This window comes from Actinomadura harenae, assembly GCF_003696215.1.
GTDB classification, from domain to species: domain Bacteria; phylum Actinomycetota; class Actinomycetes; order Streptosporangiales; family Streptosporangiaceae; genus Spirillospora; species Spirillospora harenae.
Window position 1 is genome coordinate 1 of sequence record NZ_RFFG01000095.1, and the last position, 14,534, is coordinate 14,534.

General features: G+C 73.9%; 15 protein-coding genes. 9 read left to right on the plus strand and 6 right to left on the minus strand.

What is annotated here, in order from left to right; all coding sequences use genetic code 11:
- On the plus strand, window positions 1-1,117 hold a 1,117-nt coding region (gene cydC, locus EBO15_RS34260; RefSeq protein WP_122198631.1), incomplete at its 5' end, for a thiol reductant ABC exporter subunit CydC.
- A gap of 48 nt (window positions 1,118-1,165) precedes the next feature.
- On the opposite strand, the gene EBO15_RS34265 is transcribed toward cydC, so the two are convergent.
- The 4 genes from EBO15_RS34265 to EBO15_RS34280 form a co-directional block, all read right to left on the minus strand.
- The gene (locus tag EBO15_RS34265) at window positions 1,166-1,381 is read right to left on the minus strand and encodes a FeoC-like transcriptional regulator (RefSeq protein ID WP_147481789.1); all 216 of its coding nucleotides are present in this window, start codon (window positions 1,379-1,381) and stop codon (window positions 1,166-1,168) included.
- Window positions 1,378-3,489 carry a ferrous iron transport protein B gene (gene feoB / locus EBO15_RS34270; protein WP_122198633.1) on the minus strand — a complete coding sequence of 704 codons (2,112 nt, stop codon included), beginning with the start codon at window positions 3,487-3,489 and terminating at the stop codon, window positions 1,378-1,380. The genes EBO15_RS34265 and feoB overlap by 4 nt, the downstream gene beginning before the upstream one ends.
- Window positions 3,486-3,758 carry a FeoA family protein gene (locus EBO15_RS34275; RefSeq protein ID WP_122198634.1) on the minus strand — a complete coding sequence of 91 codons (273 nt, stop codon included), beginning with the start codon at window positions 3,756-3,758 and terminating at the stop codon, window positions 3,486-3,488. The genes feoB and EBO15_RS34275 overlap by 4 nt, the downstream gene beginning before the upstream one ends.
- 131 nt (window positions 3,759-3,889) lie before the next feature.
- The gene (locus EBO15_RS34280; RefSeq protein WP_122198635.1) at window positions 3,890-4,351 is read right to left on the minus strand and encodes an NUDIX domain-containing protein; all 462 of its coding nucleotides are present in this window, start codon (window positions 4,349-4,351) and stop codon (window positions 3,890-3,892) included.
- A gap of 186 nt (window positions 4,352-4,537) precedes the next feature.
- Between EBO15_RS34280 and EBO15_RS34285 the strand changes: the two genes are divergently transcribed.
- Entirely contained in the window at window positions 4,538-5,530 is a 993-nt protein-coding gene (locus EBO15_RS34285) for a cytochrome c oxidase assembly protein (RefSeq protein ID WP_122198636.1), read from the plus strand.
- A 7-nt stretch (window positions 5,531-5,537) separates the two neighbouring features.
- Here the strand turns inward: EBO15_RS34285 and EBO15_RS34290 are convergent, their stop codons facing one another.
- Window positions 5,538-6,323, minus strand: coding sequence for a DoxX family membrane protein (locus EBO15_RS34290; RefSeq protein WP_122198652.1), 786 nt, complete (start codon window positions 6,321-6,323; stop codon window positions 5,538-5,540).
- Between the two features lie 51 nt (window positions 6,324-6,374).
- On the opposite strand from EBO15_RS34290, the gene EBO15_RS34295 reads away from it, so the two are divergent.
- Window positions 6,375-7,151: an SOS response-associated peptidase gene (locus tag EBO15_RS34295; RefSeq protein ID WP_122198637.1), complete on the plus strand. Its 777-nt coding sequence runs from the start codon at window positions 6,375-6,377 to the stop codon at window positions 7,149-7,151.
- A gap of 66 nt (window positions 7,152-7,217) precedes the next feature.
- Complete coding sequence (locus EBO15_RS34300) at window positions 7,218-7,559, plus strand: TraR/DksA family transcriptional regulator (RefSeq protein WP_122198638.1); 342 nt, start codon at window positions 7,218-7,220, stop codon at window positions 7,557-7,559.
- Between the two features lie 44 nt (window positions 7,560-7,603).
- On the opposite strand, the gene EBO15_RS34305 is transcribed toward EBO15_RS34300, so the two are convergent.
- The gene (locus EBO15_RS34305) at window positions 7,604-8,647 is read right to left on the minus strand and encodes a methyltransferase domain-containing protein (RefSeq protein WP_378239253.1); all 1,044 of its coding nucleotides are present in this window, start codon (window positions 8,645-8,647) and stop codon (window positions 7,604-7,606) included.
- Between the two features lie 304 nt (window positions 8,648-8,951).
- Here EBO15_RS34305 and EBO15_RS34310 point away from each other — a divergent pair, with 304 nt between their 5' ends.
- From EBO15_RS34310 to EBO15_RS34330, 5 genes are all read left to right on the plus strand, one after another.
- Entirely contained in the window at window positions 8,952-9,629 is a 678-nt protein-coding gene (locus EBO15_RS34310; protein ID WP_325051963.1) for a sigma-70 family RNA polymerase sigma factor, read from the plus strand.
- Window positions 9,630-9,678: 49 nt separating this feature from the next.
- On the plus strand, window positions 9,679-9,963 hold the full coding sequence (rsrA, locus tag EBO15_RS34315) for a mycothiol system anti-sigma-R factor (protein WP_122198640.1): 285 nt from the start codon (window positions 9,679-9,681) through the stop codon (window positions 9,961-9,963).
- A gap of 108 nt (window positions 9,964-10,071) precedes the next feature.
- A complete protein-coding gene (locus EBO15_RS34320; RefSeq protein ID WP_122198641.1) occupies window positions 10,072-11,004 on the plus strand; it encodes an NAD-dependent epimerase/dehydratase family protein in 933 nt (310 codons plus the stop codon).
- A gap of 549 nt (window positions 11,005-11,553) precedes the next feature.
- The gene (locus tag EBO15_RS34325; RefSeq protein WP_122198642.1) at window positions 11,554-13,023 is read left to right on the plus strand and encodes an HD-GYP domain-containing protein; all 1,470 of its coding nucleotides are present in this window, start codon (window positions 11,554-11,556) and stop codon (window positions 13,021-13,023) included.
- On the plus strand, window positions 13,020-14,387 hold the full coding sequence (locus EBO15_RS34330) for an HD-GYP domain-containing protein (protein WP_378239161.1): 1,368 nt from the start codon (window positions 13,020-13,022) through the stop codon (window positions 14,385-14,387). The genes EBO15_RS34325 and EBO15_RS34330 overlap by 4 nt, the downstream gene beginning before the upstream one ends.
- Window positions 14,388-14,534 lie beyond the last annotated feature (147 nt).

The following is a 14,534-nucleotide window of genomic DNA, read 5'->3' on the forward strand; positions in this document are numbered from 1 at the left end:
CGAGCTCCGCGCCGCCGCCGCGCGCGCCACGCTCACCGCGCGCACCGCCGAGACCCTGGACGGCCTGCCCGAACTCGTCGCGTTCGGCGCGCTCCCGAACCGTCTCGCCGCCCTCGGCGACGCCGACCGCGCCGTCAAGCGGGCCGCGTTCCGCTCGGCCTGGACGGCCGGTCTCGGCTCGGCCCTCACCGTCCTCGCGACCGGCGCGTCCGTGCTGGGAGCGCTGGCCCTCGGCGTCCCGGCCGTCCGCGACGGGCGCCTGTCGCCGGTGCTGCTCGCGGTGATCGTCCTGACGCCGCTGGCCGCCTTCGAGGCCGTGGCCGAACTCTCCCAGGCCGCCCAGCGGCTCCTGCGCGCGCGGGAGGACGCCCGCCGCGTCGCCGCCGTCCTGTCCCTTCCGGACCCGGTCACCGAGCCCGCGGCCCCGGCGGGCCTCCCCGGCGGCCCGCCGCGCCTGCGCATCGACGGCGTGACCGCGCGCTGGCCGGGCGCCGCGTCCGACTCCCTGTGCGAGCCGGGCCTCCAACTCGACCTGCCCCCGGGACGGCACATCGCGATCATGGGGGAGAGCGGCGTCGGCAAGTCCACCCTCGCCGCCGTCCTCGCCCGCTTCCTCGACTACGACGGCTCGGTCACCCTGGACGGCGTGGAACTGCGCGACCTGGCGTCCGACGACGTCCGGCGCGTGATCGGCCTCGGGGGCCAGGACTCGCACGTCTTCGACACGACCCTCGCCGAGAACGTCCGGCTGGCCCGTCCCGGCGCGTCCGACGAGGACGTCGCGGACGCCCTCCGCCGCGCGGGCCTGGGCCCGTGGCTCGACACCCTCCCGGACGGCCTGGCCACCCGCGTCGGGGAGCACGGCTCGGCGGTCTCCGGCGGCCAGCGCCAGCGCATCGCCCTGGCCCGGTCGCTGCTCGCCGACGTCCCCGTCCTCGTCCTGGACGAACCGGACGCCCACCTCGACGACGCGACCGCCGTCGCCGTCCTGACCGACCTCCTCAAGGCCGCCGGTGACCGGACGGTCATCCTCATCACCCACCGGGACGCCATCCCCGGCGGCGACCCCGTCCTCCGCCACATCGACGAGGTCGTCACCCTGGAACCCGCCGCCTGAGCCGTCACTGAGCCGGCGCTGGGCCCGTCACCCCGGCCCGGCCGCGCCTCACTTGCCGGAGCAGGACCCGCCCTTGAGGCCGCAGCCCGTGCACGCGGACGGACCGCAGCCGAGCGTCTCCAGCCGGACCCGGCCGCGGCGGCTCAGATGGTCGAGGATCGCCTCCACCTCCGAGCGGTCGAGGCCGGTCGTCCGCGCGATCTCGGCGGGCGTGGCCGCGCCGCCGGTCACCGCGTTCATCACGCCGCGCATAGGGGTCGTCACATGAGCCTCCCTAGCTGGAACACGCCGAGCGCCAGCACCCAGGCGATGACGAGCTGCATGCCCATCCCGTAGAGGGTGAGGCGGCGGCCGATCGTCTGCCACTGCGTCGCGACGGTCGTCATGCAGGGCGTGTAGGCGAGCAGGAACACCAGGAACGCGAGCGCCGCCGCCGTCGGATGGCCGCCCGAGGTCTTCTCGAACGTCGCCTTGATCCGGCCGCCGAGCGCCCCCGGCCTGTGGTTGTCGCCCGGCTCGGTGACCGAGTAGGTCTGCGCCATCGTCGCGACCACGGCCTCCTTCGCGACGAACCCGGTGACCATCGCGGCCGCCGGATGCCAGTCGCCGAACCCGAGCGGCTCGAACACCGGCGCGGCGGCGCGGGAGATCCCGGCCATCGCGCTGTCGTCGATCGGGCCCTTGCCGAACGCCTCGCCGTGCAGCGAGACCGACGACAGCAGCCACACCGCCGTGACCGTCCCGACGATGATCCCGGACGCCGTGCGCAGGAACCCGCGCAGCCGCACCCAGGTCTGCGCCGCCGTCACCCGGACGGTCGGCACCCGGTACGGCGGCAGCTCCAGCACGAGCGGCTCGTGCGTGACGTCCCGGAACAGCGTGCGGCGCAGCAGCAGCCCGACCGCGACGACCATGACGATCGACAGGACGTACATGCCGAACACGACGGTCCCGGCCAGCGAGCCGAAGAAGATCGACGCCATCAGGACGTACACGACCAGCCGCGCGCTGCACGACAGGTACGGGATGACCAGGCCGAGCAGCAGCCGCTGCCGCGCGTTCGGCAGGATCCGGGTCGCCGACAGCGCCGGGACGTTGCACCCGAAGCCGACCAGCAGCGGCAGGAACGCCCGGCTGGGCAGCCCCATCGCGCGCATCAGCCGGTCGGCGAGGAACGCGGCCCGCGCGAGGTAGCCGGAGTCCTCCAGCAGCGTCATCAGGACGAACATGATGACCATCAGCGGGATGAACGACAGCACCTGCCCGACGCCGCCGATCAGCCCCTGCACGATCAGCCCGTCCAGCCAGCCCGGCGCCCACGAGAGCGCCCGGTGCGCCCCGGACGTGATCGGCCCGTCGAACAGTGAGGACAGGCCGTCCTGGAGCGGCTTGGCGAGGGTCGTCGTCGCGGAGAACACCGTCCACATGACGGCGAGCAGGATCGGGAGGCCGAACAGCCGCGAGGTCAGGACGCGGTCGACCTTGTCGGTGCGGGTGTCGGCGTCGGCGGCCGCGTCCCGGCGGACGGACGCCTCGAGCACCTCGTGCGCCCACGCGTACCGCTGGTCGGCGAGGACGGCGTCGGCGTCCCACAGGTCGTCGTCGCCGTCGCCCGTCTCGGCGGCGAGCCGCTCGCCGAGCCGCGCCGCCGTGGCCTGGACCTCCTCGGGCGTCTCCTCCGGGAGGTCGCCGCTGAGCAGCGCGGTCGCCAGCCAGCGGCGGGGCAGGCCGTCCAGCTGCGGGACGTCCGCCGCCGCCTCCAGCTCCGCCAGGACCGGCTCGGCCGGGCCCAGCGACGGCGGGACGGGCGGATGCGGGTGGTCGAGCAGCCCGGCGACGGCCGCGCCCAGCTCGTCCATGCCGCGCCCGGACCGCGCGTCGACCGGCACCACCGGGACGCCCGTCCGCTCCGCGAGGACGGCCGCGTCCACGGTCAGCCCGCGCGCCCTGGCCGTGTCGACCATGGTCAGCGCCACCACGACCGGACGGCCCGTCTCCAGCAGCTGGGCGAGCAGGTACAGGTTGCGGGCGAGGTTCCCGGCGTCCAGGGCGACGACGACGGCGTCCACCTGGCCGGTGACGATCAGCTCGCGGGTGAGCTCCTCGTCCGGGGAGCACGGGACGAGGCTGTAGGTGCCGGGCAGGTCGACGACCTCGACGCGCCGGTCGCCCGGCAGCCGCCACGGGCCGCGCGCCACGTCCACGGTCTTGCCGGGCCAGTTGCCGACGTGCTGCCGCGCCCCGGTGAGCGCGTTGAACACCGTCGACTTGCCGACGTTCGGGTTGCCCGCGAGCGCCACGACCGGGGTGCCGGCCGGGGACGCGACCGCCGTCGAGCCGCCGTGGCAGCTCGCCGCCTTGACCCCGCTCACGAGGCGGCGGCCGGGCGGGCTCCGGCGGCGGCCTGGACGGCCGGGGTGGCCGGGCCGGTCACGGGCTCGACGTGGATGACGTGCGCGATCTCGCGGTCCACCGCCATCCGGGCGTCCCCGATCGCGACGATCAGCCCGCCGGTGCCGCCGCGGGCGAGCACCCGCAGCACCGCGCCGGGCACGAAGCCGAGCTCCCGCAACCGGCCGTTGCGCGCGGCGACCCGCCGCAGCCGCACCACCGCGCCGGGAGCGCACTCCGCCACCGTCATCTCGCCTCCTGCGCAATCGCTTAGGTATGGCTAACCTACGCCCGATCGCGGCGGACGAGAATCCGGGGGCCGGGTGACCCGCGCCACCTCTCCCGATGATCACACACGCCCCCTCCGGGGGCCGCGCCGGGTCAGGGACGGCCGACCGCGCCGCCGAGGAGGGCGCGGTGGTTCTCCGACAGCCCGGCCGGCAGCTCGTCCGGGGCGAACCAGCGGGCCTCCAGCACCTCGGACGGGTCGAGCCGCAGGTCACCGCCGATCAGCCGGGCCGCCCAGTAGGTCTCGACGCGGTACCGGTAGCCGCTGAACACCGCGACCGGCGGGCCGGTCACGGCCACCTCCAGCCCGGTCTCCTCGAGGATCTCGCGCGCGGCCGCGTCCTCCAGGCGCTCCCCGGCGTTGACGTACCCGCCGGGCAGGCCCCACGGGCGCGCCTCGGGCCACAGCCGGTGCCGCAGCAGCAGAACCCGGCCGTCCTCGTCGCGGAGGACGCCCGCCGCGTACACGAGGAACCCGTGATGCCGCCAGCGGACCAGCCTCCACTGCCAGCGCCCGTTCAGCCTCCGCCAGATTCCCACCCCGATCGCTCGCACCCCGCCATCCAACCGGAAGTGCCGCACCAGGTGTCCTATCGGGGGGTTTCGGGGACGTTCACCTGGCGCTTACGGTCACCGTCCTAATGTGCTGGTCACGTGGTGGCCGGGTTCGCGGTGCGGGTGTGAGGGAACCCGGCCACCCGGCTCGACCTTGGGGGGAACGGCCGCTGTGGGGGACGGCAGGTGCGTGAGCTGACGGTCGCGAGCGCCTTCACGGCGTGGACGTTCGACCCCGTCATGATCGTCCTCGTGGCCGCGCTCGGCGCCTGGTACCTGCGGCGGGCCCGCCGCGCGGACGGCTGGCCGCTCTCCCGGACGCTGAACTTCCTCGGCCTCGGGCTCGGCGGTGTCCTCGCCGTCACCGTCACCTTCGTCGGTGCCTACGACGACACACTTTTCTGGCCGCGAGCCCTTCAGGTCATCACCCTTCTGGCGATCTCGCCGCTCTTCCTCGCCAACGGCGCCCCGTTCACGCTCCTCCTCGAGACCATGCCGGACGGCCCGCGCCGCGACCGCGTCCGACGCGTCCTGTCGAGCCGCGCCGTCGCCGTCCTGACCTCGCCGCCCGCCGGGACGGCCGCGCTCGTCGTGACGCCCTGGCTGCTCTACTTCAGCCCGCTCTACGAGCTGACGCTGCGGAACGCCGTCGCGGACGAGACGGTCAAGGTCGCGCTCGTCCTGATCGGGCTCGTCTACTACTGGGCGCGGTTGCAGGTCGACCCGATGCCGCGCTCGTACCCGCACCTGCTGTCGATGGGCATCACGTTCGCCGAGGCCATGTTCGACGGCGCGCTCGGCCTCACGATCATGCTCCGGCACCACCCGATCGCGGCGTCCTACTACGAGAACGTGCATCGGACGTGGGGCCCGTCGATCCACCGCGACCAGCAGATCGGCGGCGGCCTGCTGTGGATGGTCGGGGACTTCGCGGGCATGCCGTTCCTGGTCGTCCTCGCGATCCGGATGCTGCGCCAGGACCGCGTCGAAGCCGAACGCGTCGACCGCGAACTGGACGCCGAGCAGGAACGCCAGGTCGCCGACCAGGTCGCCGCCGGGGTCGTCGTGGACGAGCCGGAGATGATGCGTCCCTGGTGGGAGACCGATCCCGTGCTGTCGCGCCGCTACGGAACCGGGGGCGGCGGAACCGGAGGGCGCACTCCGCCCCCCGGCCCGTGACCGCCGCTCAGTGCCCGCCCTTCCGGCCGGCCAGCACGGCATGCACCAGCCCGTGCGAGCCGTTCCCGGCCTTCTTGCCGGAGGCCGCCTTCTTCTGGGAGACCACGGCCCGCTTCCGCTCCGCCTTGATCTTCTTCTGGGCGGCCTTCATGCCCGCCGTGGCGGCCATGATCCCGGCGGCGGTCCTGCGCCGCCTCGCCCGTGCCTTCGCCGCCGACTCCCTGCGCGCGGCCTTCACCTCGGCGAGGGCCTCGCGGCGCTTGGTCATGACGTCCGCCATGGCCTCGCGCCGTTGCTCCTTGATCTCGGCCTGGGCCTGTTTGCGCAGTTCCTTGGTTTTTATCCCGGCCTGGGCCTGCGCGTCGTGGAGCTGGCGTCGCAGCTCGGCGGTGCGCGCCCGGCGCGGCGCGCCCGACACCATCAGCAGCGCACCGAACAGCGCCGCGTTCTTCAGCAGATGGGACCGCTCGCTCGCGCGCCGCTCCGGATCGTCCTCGGTCCAGTAGCGGTGCTCGGTGGCCAGCGCCGGCGTCAGCTGGACGGCGGCCAGAAGCGTGGCGAACCGGCGGGCACGCCCGCTGAGCAGCAGCGCCCCGGTGCCGAGGCTGACCGCGCCCTGGATCCGCACCAGGGTCACCGGGTCCTTCGGCAGCCAGGCCAGCCGGTCGGCGATCGGCTTGACGGTGGGCGCGACCTGCTCGGCGCGGGGACGCGGATCGCGCAGCGCCTCCAGGCCGGTGATGATGTACGGGGCCGCCACCAGCGTGCGGACCGGACTCGTGATGGGTCGCATGATGGGCTTCATGCCCACCACTTCGTCGGTCAAGCGCGGCAGGATGGGGCCATGTGCGGACGCTACGCCACGACGAGGGCGCGCCAGGAGCTGCTCGACCAGTTCTCCGTCCAGGTGGACGAGACCGGTGATGACCTGCGGCCCGACTACAACGTCGCCCCGACCGACCCGGTTCCGGCCGTCCTGATCCGGCATCCCGGAGGGGACGCGGAGGAGGAGGCCGTGCGCCAGATGCGCATGCTGCGCTGGGGTCTGGTGCCGTCCTGGTCGAAGGATCTGTCCGGCGGCGCGCGCATGATCAACGCGCGGGTCGAGACCGTGGCGGAGAAGCCCGCCTACCGCCGGGCCTTCGCCCGCCGCCGCTGCCTGCTGCCCGCCGACGGCTACTACGAGTGGTACACCCTCCAGGCCGACCCGGCCGTGGACGAGAAGGGGCGCAAGAAGAAGCCGCGCAAGCAGCCCTTCTACATCCATCCCAAGGACGGCGAGGTCATGGCGATGGCAGGGCTCTACGAGCTCTGGAAGTCGCCCGAGGACGAGTGGGTCTGGACCTGCACGCTGATCACCACCGACGCCCCCGACGACCTCGGCCGCATCCACGACCGGATGCCCATGATCGTCACCCCGGACCGCTGGGACGCCTGGCTCGACCCCGACCTCACCACCCCCGAGGAGGTGCAGGGCCTGCTCACCCCGGCCATGGCCGGGACCATGGACGCCTATCCCGTCGCCCCCCTCGTCGGCAACGTCAGAAACAACGGCCCGCAACTCATAGAACCCGCCACGAACGGGGATAGTCCTGGCAGTGCTTCCGGAACCCTGTTCTGACGCCCCCGCCACGAGGATCAGGCGCGGCCCCCCGCGCCCGGGGCTCCGGAAGGAGAACGGAGCCCCGTGGACACCGTCGACCTCGTCGCCGCGCGCGCCCGCCTCGAGGAGCAGCGCGCCGACCTGGACCGCTCCCTCCGGATCCTGACCGGTGAACGCCCCGCCTACGACGCGTCGGACGCCGACGCCGGCGCCCGGCTCACCGACGCCGCCGGAGTCGAGGCCGCCCTCGCCTCCCTGCGCCGCCAGCGCGCCGCCGTCCAGGCCGCCCTGGAACGCATCGACCAGGGCCGCTACGGCCTCTGCGTGACCTGCGGCGGCCCCGTTCCGCCCGGCCGCCTCGAGGCCCGCCCCGACGCCGCCCGCTGCGTCCCCTGCCAGGCCAGGCGGGACCGCCGGCGCCGCTGAGGCGACCCTGAGGCGGCTCTGAGGCGGCTCTGAGGCGGCCCCGGTCACACCCGGACGGCGCTCGCGAGCAGGTGGATGCCCAGGGACTCGTCCCCGGGCGGGACGTTGAGCTCCGTCCGGACGAGCCGGGGCAGGGCGCCCGGCGACGTGGCCAGGACGTGCTCGACCGTGGACGCCGACAGGGCCGTCCGCGGCCGGATCCACTCGACCTCCAGGCCCGCGTCCGTGAGCAGCTCGCGCAGCTCGTCGGCCTGGAAGCACCGGGTGATCGTGCCGTCCGGCCAGGGCACGAGGACGACCTCGGCGCGCGGGACGTCCGACAGGTGCGCCCAGCAGTTCTGCTCGGCGAGCAGCGCCATGCCGAGCGTGAGCGAGTCGACGGTCATCAGCACCCGCCCGCCGGGCCGCAGGACCCGCGCGATCTCGGCGACCGTGGACTCGGCGACCAGGTGCCGCGACAGCATCCGGTTCTCGGCGACGACGGCGTCCACGCAGCCGTCGGCCAGGAACGACGCCGCGCCCGGATCGCCGACCACGCGCCGCACCTCGCCCGGCGGGAACACCGGACGCGCCGGGACGAGCCCCGGGACGCGCAGCCCGGACCGCCCGAGGGGCGTCCGGGGCCCGGGCGCGAACCCGCCGGGCGTCCCGTTCGAGGGCCGTCCGCGCGAGGAGCGCGCCCCGGAGCGCGCGCCGTTCGCCGGAACGCCGTTCGCGCGGGCGCCGTCCTCCGGGGCGACCTCGCCGCGGGCCTCCGGGACGCGTCCGCCCGCGAGCACGCCCGGGGCCGGGCCGTCCGGGGCGTGATCGTCCCCCGGGACGGCCGGGACGGGCGCCTCCGGCGGGCGGTCGAGCACCTCGATCACGGTGTGCCCCGACCGGGCGGCCTGCCGGGCGAACCGTCCGGCGCCGCCGGACAGGTCCAGCACGCGCGCGGGGTTGCGGGGAAGCCACCGGGCGAGCTGGGCGGCGGCTACCGCCCAGTAGAACGTCCAGTAGGGGCCGAGGGCATCGCCGTCGGCCTCCCCCGAGGCGCCGGGGGCCTCGCGAAGGCTGGCGATGGTGGGTTCTGGAGGCTGCGCCGGCACCGGTAGCAACGCTTTGCTCCTGTTCTCGCCGTGTATGAGCTTTCTTTCCCCGCCATCCCCGGACATCACCCTCCGTGCAGGATGAGGGAAGGTGATCCGAACCATCCGGAAACTTGTTCCCCGCGTCACCCCCGGTAAGGGAATCGAACCGACCCTCTGTGCGTTGTGACGCACCATGACGGTCCGCACGCGGCGCGGAGCGAGGCACAGTAGTACAACGGAGGGGCGCTTGATGACCACAGCCGTTGCCGGGGCACGAAACGGTAAAACCGTTCCCCTGCCACGGGGCTCGGCACCCGACGGCGTGATGCGTGTTGCCGGACCGATATCGTCTGGGGGGAACGGCGCCAAGGGGAGCGTCGCCGCAGCCGAGGGGGTGGGTCAGGTAACGGGCCCCACAGAGACCGTCGAGGAGCGTCAGCAGCGCTTCCAGCGCGACGTGCTCCCGTTCTTGGACCAGCTTTACTCCGCCGCGCTGCGCATGACGCGCAACCCGGCGGACGCCGAGGATCTCGTCCAGGAGACGTTCGCGAAAGCGTTCGCGTCCTTCCACCAGTTCAGGGAGGGGACGAACCTCAAGGCCTGGCTGTATCGCATCCTGACCAACACCTTCATCAACTCCTACCGCAAGAAGCAGCGGCAGCCGCAGCAGTCGGCGACCGAGGAGATCGAGGACTGGCAGCTCGCCCGGGCCGAGTCGCACACCTCGTCCGGCCTGAAGTCGGCCGAGGCGGAGGCGCTCGAGCACCTGCCCGACTCCGACGTCAAGCGCGCGCTGCAGGACCTGCCGGAGGAGTTCCGGATCGCCGTGTACCTCGCCGACGTCGAGGGGTTCGCCTACAAGGAGATCGCCGAGATCATGGGCACGCCCATCGGCACGGTGATGTCGCGGCTGCACCGGGGCCGTCGCCAGCTGCGCGGCATGCTGGAGGACTACGCTCAGGGCCGTGGCCTGACCCGCGCGGGGGAGGGGTCGAAATGATCCCCCTTCCGGACCGTACCGGTGTCCGCCCCTGGAAGGTGAATGAGCGATGAGCTGCGGCGACCACCACGAGACCTCGTGCACCGAGGTCCTCGCCCGGGTCTACACATACCTCGACGGGGAACTCGACGAGGGCGGTTGCGGCGAGGTGCGCGAGCACCTGGACGAGTGCGGGCCCTGCCTGCGCGAGTACGGCCTCGAGGAGGCCGTGAAACGCCTGGTGAAGAAGGGTTGCGAGTGCGAGGCCGCACCCGACGACCTGCGCGCCAAGGTCCTCGGCCGCATCGAGCAGATCTGCGGCGAGATGAAGCAGACCGACGGCGACCCCGCCTGACCGAAGCCTTCCCGGGCCGTCGCCCTCTGGCCCCCTGTCCCGCGTGAACGGTGAGCGTGGACGGCCGGCGAGGACGCGGCGGCCGGAAGCGCCGAGTAGGGTGCTGGGATGCGCGTTCTGGTCACCGGCGCGGCCGGGTTCATCGGCTCCCATCTGGTCGATCGGCTGCTGGCCGACGGCCACGAGGTCGCCGGGGTGGACGACCTCTCCACCGGGCACAACCGCAACGACGCCATCGAGCTGTGGCGAAGCGACGTCGCCGACCCCGCCCTCGCGGCGCGGGTCGCGGCCTTCCGGCCCGAGGTCGTCTGCCATCTCGCCGCCCAGGTCAGCGTCCGTGTGAGCGTCGGCGACCCGCGCGGCGACGCCATGACGAACGCGGTCGGCACCGCGAACGTCCTCGAGGCGGCCCGGCTGGCCGGCGCCCGCAAGGTCGTCTTCACCTCCAGCTGCGCCGTCTACGGCGTCCCGGACGCGATCCCCGTCCCGCCGGACGCCGAGCTGCGTCCCGCCTCGCCGTACGCCGCGTCCAAGGTGGCGGGCGAGGTGTACGCGGGCATGTACACGGCCCTGCACGGCCTGGACCACACGATCCTGACGCTCGCGAACGTCTACGGCCCGCGCCAGACGCCCGAGGGCGAGGCCGGGGTCGTCTCGATCTTCACCGACGCGCTGCTGGCCGGGAAGCCGACCAAGGTCTTCGGGGACGGCAAGCAGACCCGCGACTACGTCTACGTCCTGGACGTCGTGGACGCCTTCGCGCGCGCGGCCGGGCACGACGCGTCCGGGCTGCGGCTCAACGTCGGCACCGGCCTCCAGACGACCGACCGCGACCTGCACGCGCTCGTGGCGCGGGCCGCGGACGCCCCCGACGACCCCGAGTTCGCGCCCCCGCGCCTGGGCGACCTGCCGGCGATGGCGATCGACGCGTCCCGGACGACCGAGACCCTCGGCTGGCGCCCTCGCACGGACCTTCCGGAGGGGCTGGCGGCCACCGTCGCGTGGGCGCGGTCGCGTGGGTCCGCTCGACCGGATCTGTAGCGGTTTATTACCTTCCCCGGAAAGGTGCACGTGCAGGTGGGTTGTGCGTGTACTGGGGGTGAGGGTTCGGGACCCCTTGGCGACGGTGCGTGGCAGATAGTTCACGCTTTGCTCACGATTCCCGGCATGCCTGTGTGACCTGGGTCTCTCGCGTTAGGCTTGTGCCCGAAAACAGCGACGGGAGCACGTGCACGTCCGGGAGGCTCGATGACGAGCCTCGGGGCCGGAAGACGGGCCCGCCCGGACGGATCCGGGCCGCGACCGCGGTCCGGGTGGATCCCGGATCACGGGGGGAGGCTGAAAACCGATGTGTGCAACTCCGCAGAGGGCCGGTCACGGCCCGATCGGGCATGCCGAGGTGTCGTCGCTGACGGTGTCCAAGGGCGTGTCCTGGGCCTAGGCGCCCGGGCTTCGGATGTCCGGCGCCCCGGGACGCGGTAGCGTTCCCCGGGCCGGGCGGCGCCCGCGTACCGTCGAGGGGGACGTTCCTCTCACGGGCCTCCGTCCCCGCCGGGGGGACGGGAACGTCGACTCCCGGAGGGGGCGGCATTGCGTGGACTACCTCTGGCTGCCTGGGCGTACGTCTGCGGTGTGGTGGCCCTCGCGGTCGGACTCATCGGGACGGCGTCCTACGCGGAGGTGGACTGGCGGACGCTGGCCGTGCTGGCCGTGCTGTTCCTGGTCTGCGACTCCGCGCCCGCGCGGCTGAACGTCGCGAGCGCCAGGGTCTCGCTCAGCTTCGCCGCGAGCCTGGCCTCCGTCGTGCTCGTGGGGCCCGCCGGAGCGGCGCTGCTCGGCGGCAGCGCCCTGATCACCGGCCAGCGCTTCTTCCAGCCGGTCAAGCGGCTGTTCAACGGCGCGCAGTTCGCGCTGAGCGGGTTCACCGCCGGGACGGTCTTCACCGTCCTCGGCGGGCACCGCTTCGAGCCGCAGCAGGCGCAGTGGGCCGAGCACGTCATCGGGCCGTTCCTGGGCGCGCTCGTCACGTTCGTGTTCGTGAACATGGCGCTGACCGCCGGGATCCTCGTGCTGTCCCGGCAGGCCGCGCCGCGCGAGCTGGCGCGCGAGTCCGGGACGGTCGTCGTCGGGTTCCTCGGCTACGGCATGTTCGGGCTGCTCATCGCGGGCCTGTGGCCGCGGGTCGGGCCGTTCGCCGCCGTGCTGGTGCTGCTGCCGCTGTTCATCGCCCGGTGGGCGTTCGAGCAGGCGCACGACCAGCGCAAGGCGCACGCGGCGACGCTCGCCGCGCTCTGCCAGGCCGTCGAGACCAAGGACTACTACACCCGCGGGCACTCCGAGCGGGTGTCGCGCGGGTCGGTGATGATCGCGCAGGAGATCGGGATGCGGCCCGACCGGGTCGAGGCGATCCGGTACGCCGGGATGCTGCACGACGTCGGCAAGCTCGGCGTCCCGACGAAGGTGCTGCGCAAGTCCGGCAAGCTCTCCGAGGAGGAGTTCGCGGCCGTGCAGCTGCACCCGATGCGCGGGCTGGAGATCGTCCGGGAGATCGGGTTCCTGGACGAGGCGCTCGCCGGGATCATGCACCACCACGAGAAGATGAACGGGCGCGGCTACCCGATGGGCCTGGCCGGGGACGAGATCCCCGAGTTCGCGCGGGTCATCTCGGTGGCGGACGCGTTCGACTCCATGACGTCCACCCGCTCGTACCGGGCGGCGCGCAGCATCGAGGAGGCCGTCGCCGAGCTGCGCCGCGGCATGGACGACCACTTCGACCCGGTGATGGTCGAGGCGTTCCTGCGCGCGCTCGGCCGGGACGGCTGGGAGCCCCCCGCGCCCGCCCCGCCGCCCGACGACGACGTCGTCGAGACCACCCAGCAGGACCACGACGACCCGAGCGTCCCCATCCGCGTCGAGGGCGACGAACCCGCGTCAGCATCAGCGTCAGGGGCAGCGTCAGGGGCAGCTTCCGAGCCCGCGGGCGAGGCGGGGGCGCGCGCCGAGTCCGGGGAGCCCGGAGCCGAGCGGCCCGCGGCCGGGGACGAGGTGTGGCGGCGGTGAGCACGACCTCCCGCGCGGCGCGGCGCGCGCCCGCCTCGCGGTCGTCCCGCGCGGGCTGGCAGGCGGTGGACCCGGGGCAGCTGCTGATGGTCGCGGCGGCGGTGCTGCTGGTGATCGGGGCGGTGACCCAGGTCGCGGCGTCCGGGCTGCGGCAGCCGAACGTCGCGGTGGTGTTCGGCGTGCTCATCGCGCTCGGCGAGCTGGTCCGCATGGTGATGCCCGGGAACCGGGAGGTCGCGCCGATCGCGACCGCCGGGGCGATCGGGTACGCGCTGCTCGCCGGGGTCGGCCCGCGCGGCGCGCCCAAGGACGCCCCGTTCGGCGGGGTCCCGGCGACGCACTCGGCGTTCCAGGTGGTGGCGGTGACGGCGGTCGCGGCGCTGCTCGGGTCGCTGCCGCACCTGGCGGTGGGGCGTCCGCCCCGTCCGGACGCGGTGGCGCGGCGGGTGATCTCGGTCGGGGTGGTGGCGCTGTGCTTCCGCCCGCTGCTCGGACTGCACCTCGGCTGGCGGATGCTGCTGGTCGTGATGGTCCTGGCGGCCGCCCTGGCCTGCGCCGTCGACCTCGGGCTGGCCGCGCTGATCCGCGCCGAGGCCGTCCGGGCCCGGTTCGGGATCGCGATCCGGGACGAGTTCACCGCGAAGGCCGGGCTGTGCGCGGCGACGGCCGCGACGGCGATGCTGATCGCGGTCGCGACGACCGCGCTCGGGCCGGTCGCGCTGGCGGTGTTCACCGCGCCGATCCTGGTCACGCAGTTCGCGTTCCGCCGGTACGCGGGGATCCGCGCGACCTACCTCCAGACCGTCCGGGCGCTGTCGCGGGTGACCGAGGTCGGCGGGTACGTGGAACGCGACCACTCGCGCCGTGTCGCGAAGCTGGCCGTCGCGATGGGCCGGGGCCTCGGCATGTCCGAGGGCGAGCTGCTGGAGCTGGAGTACGCGGCGCTGATGCACGACATCGGGCAGCTGTCGCTCGGCGACCCGATCCCGGGCGGCGCGACCGTCCTGGCCGCACCCGGCCAGCAGCGGCGCATCGCCGAGCTCGGCGCGGGCGTGATCGAGCAGACCGGGGTCCTGGACGGCGTGGCGCGGATCGTCCGGCTGTCGTCCGACCCGTACCGCGCGCCCGCCGCGCCGCCGTCGGACGGACGGGTCGAGACCGACGGGCAGCTCCCGCCCGGCCCGCCGCTCGCGAGCCGCATCATCAAGGTCGCCAACGCCTACGACGACCTGGTCGGCGACTCGACCGACCGGGACCGGGGCGCGGCCGTGCTGGAGCGCCTGCGGCTCGACTCGGCCGTCGAGTACGACCCGTCCGTGGTCGAGGCGCTCAGCCGCGTCGTGGACCGGCGTCCCCGCACCTGACGTCCGGCGCGGGTGAACGGGAGCCCAACGGGACGGCACGGACAGATCTAGCCCGGGGTATTTGTCGGCGGACGGTTCGGACCCGCGGGGGCGTCGCCGCTAGTTTGGGGGCTGCGGCCCGGAACTAGCAGAAGAAGGATGTGTCCG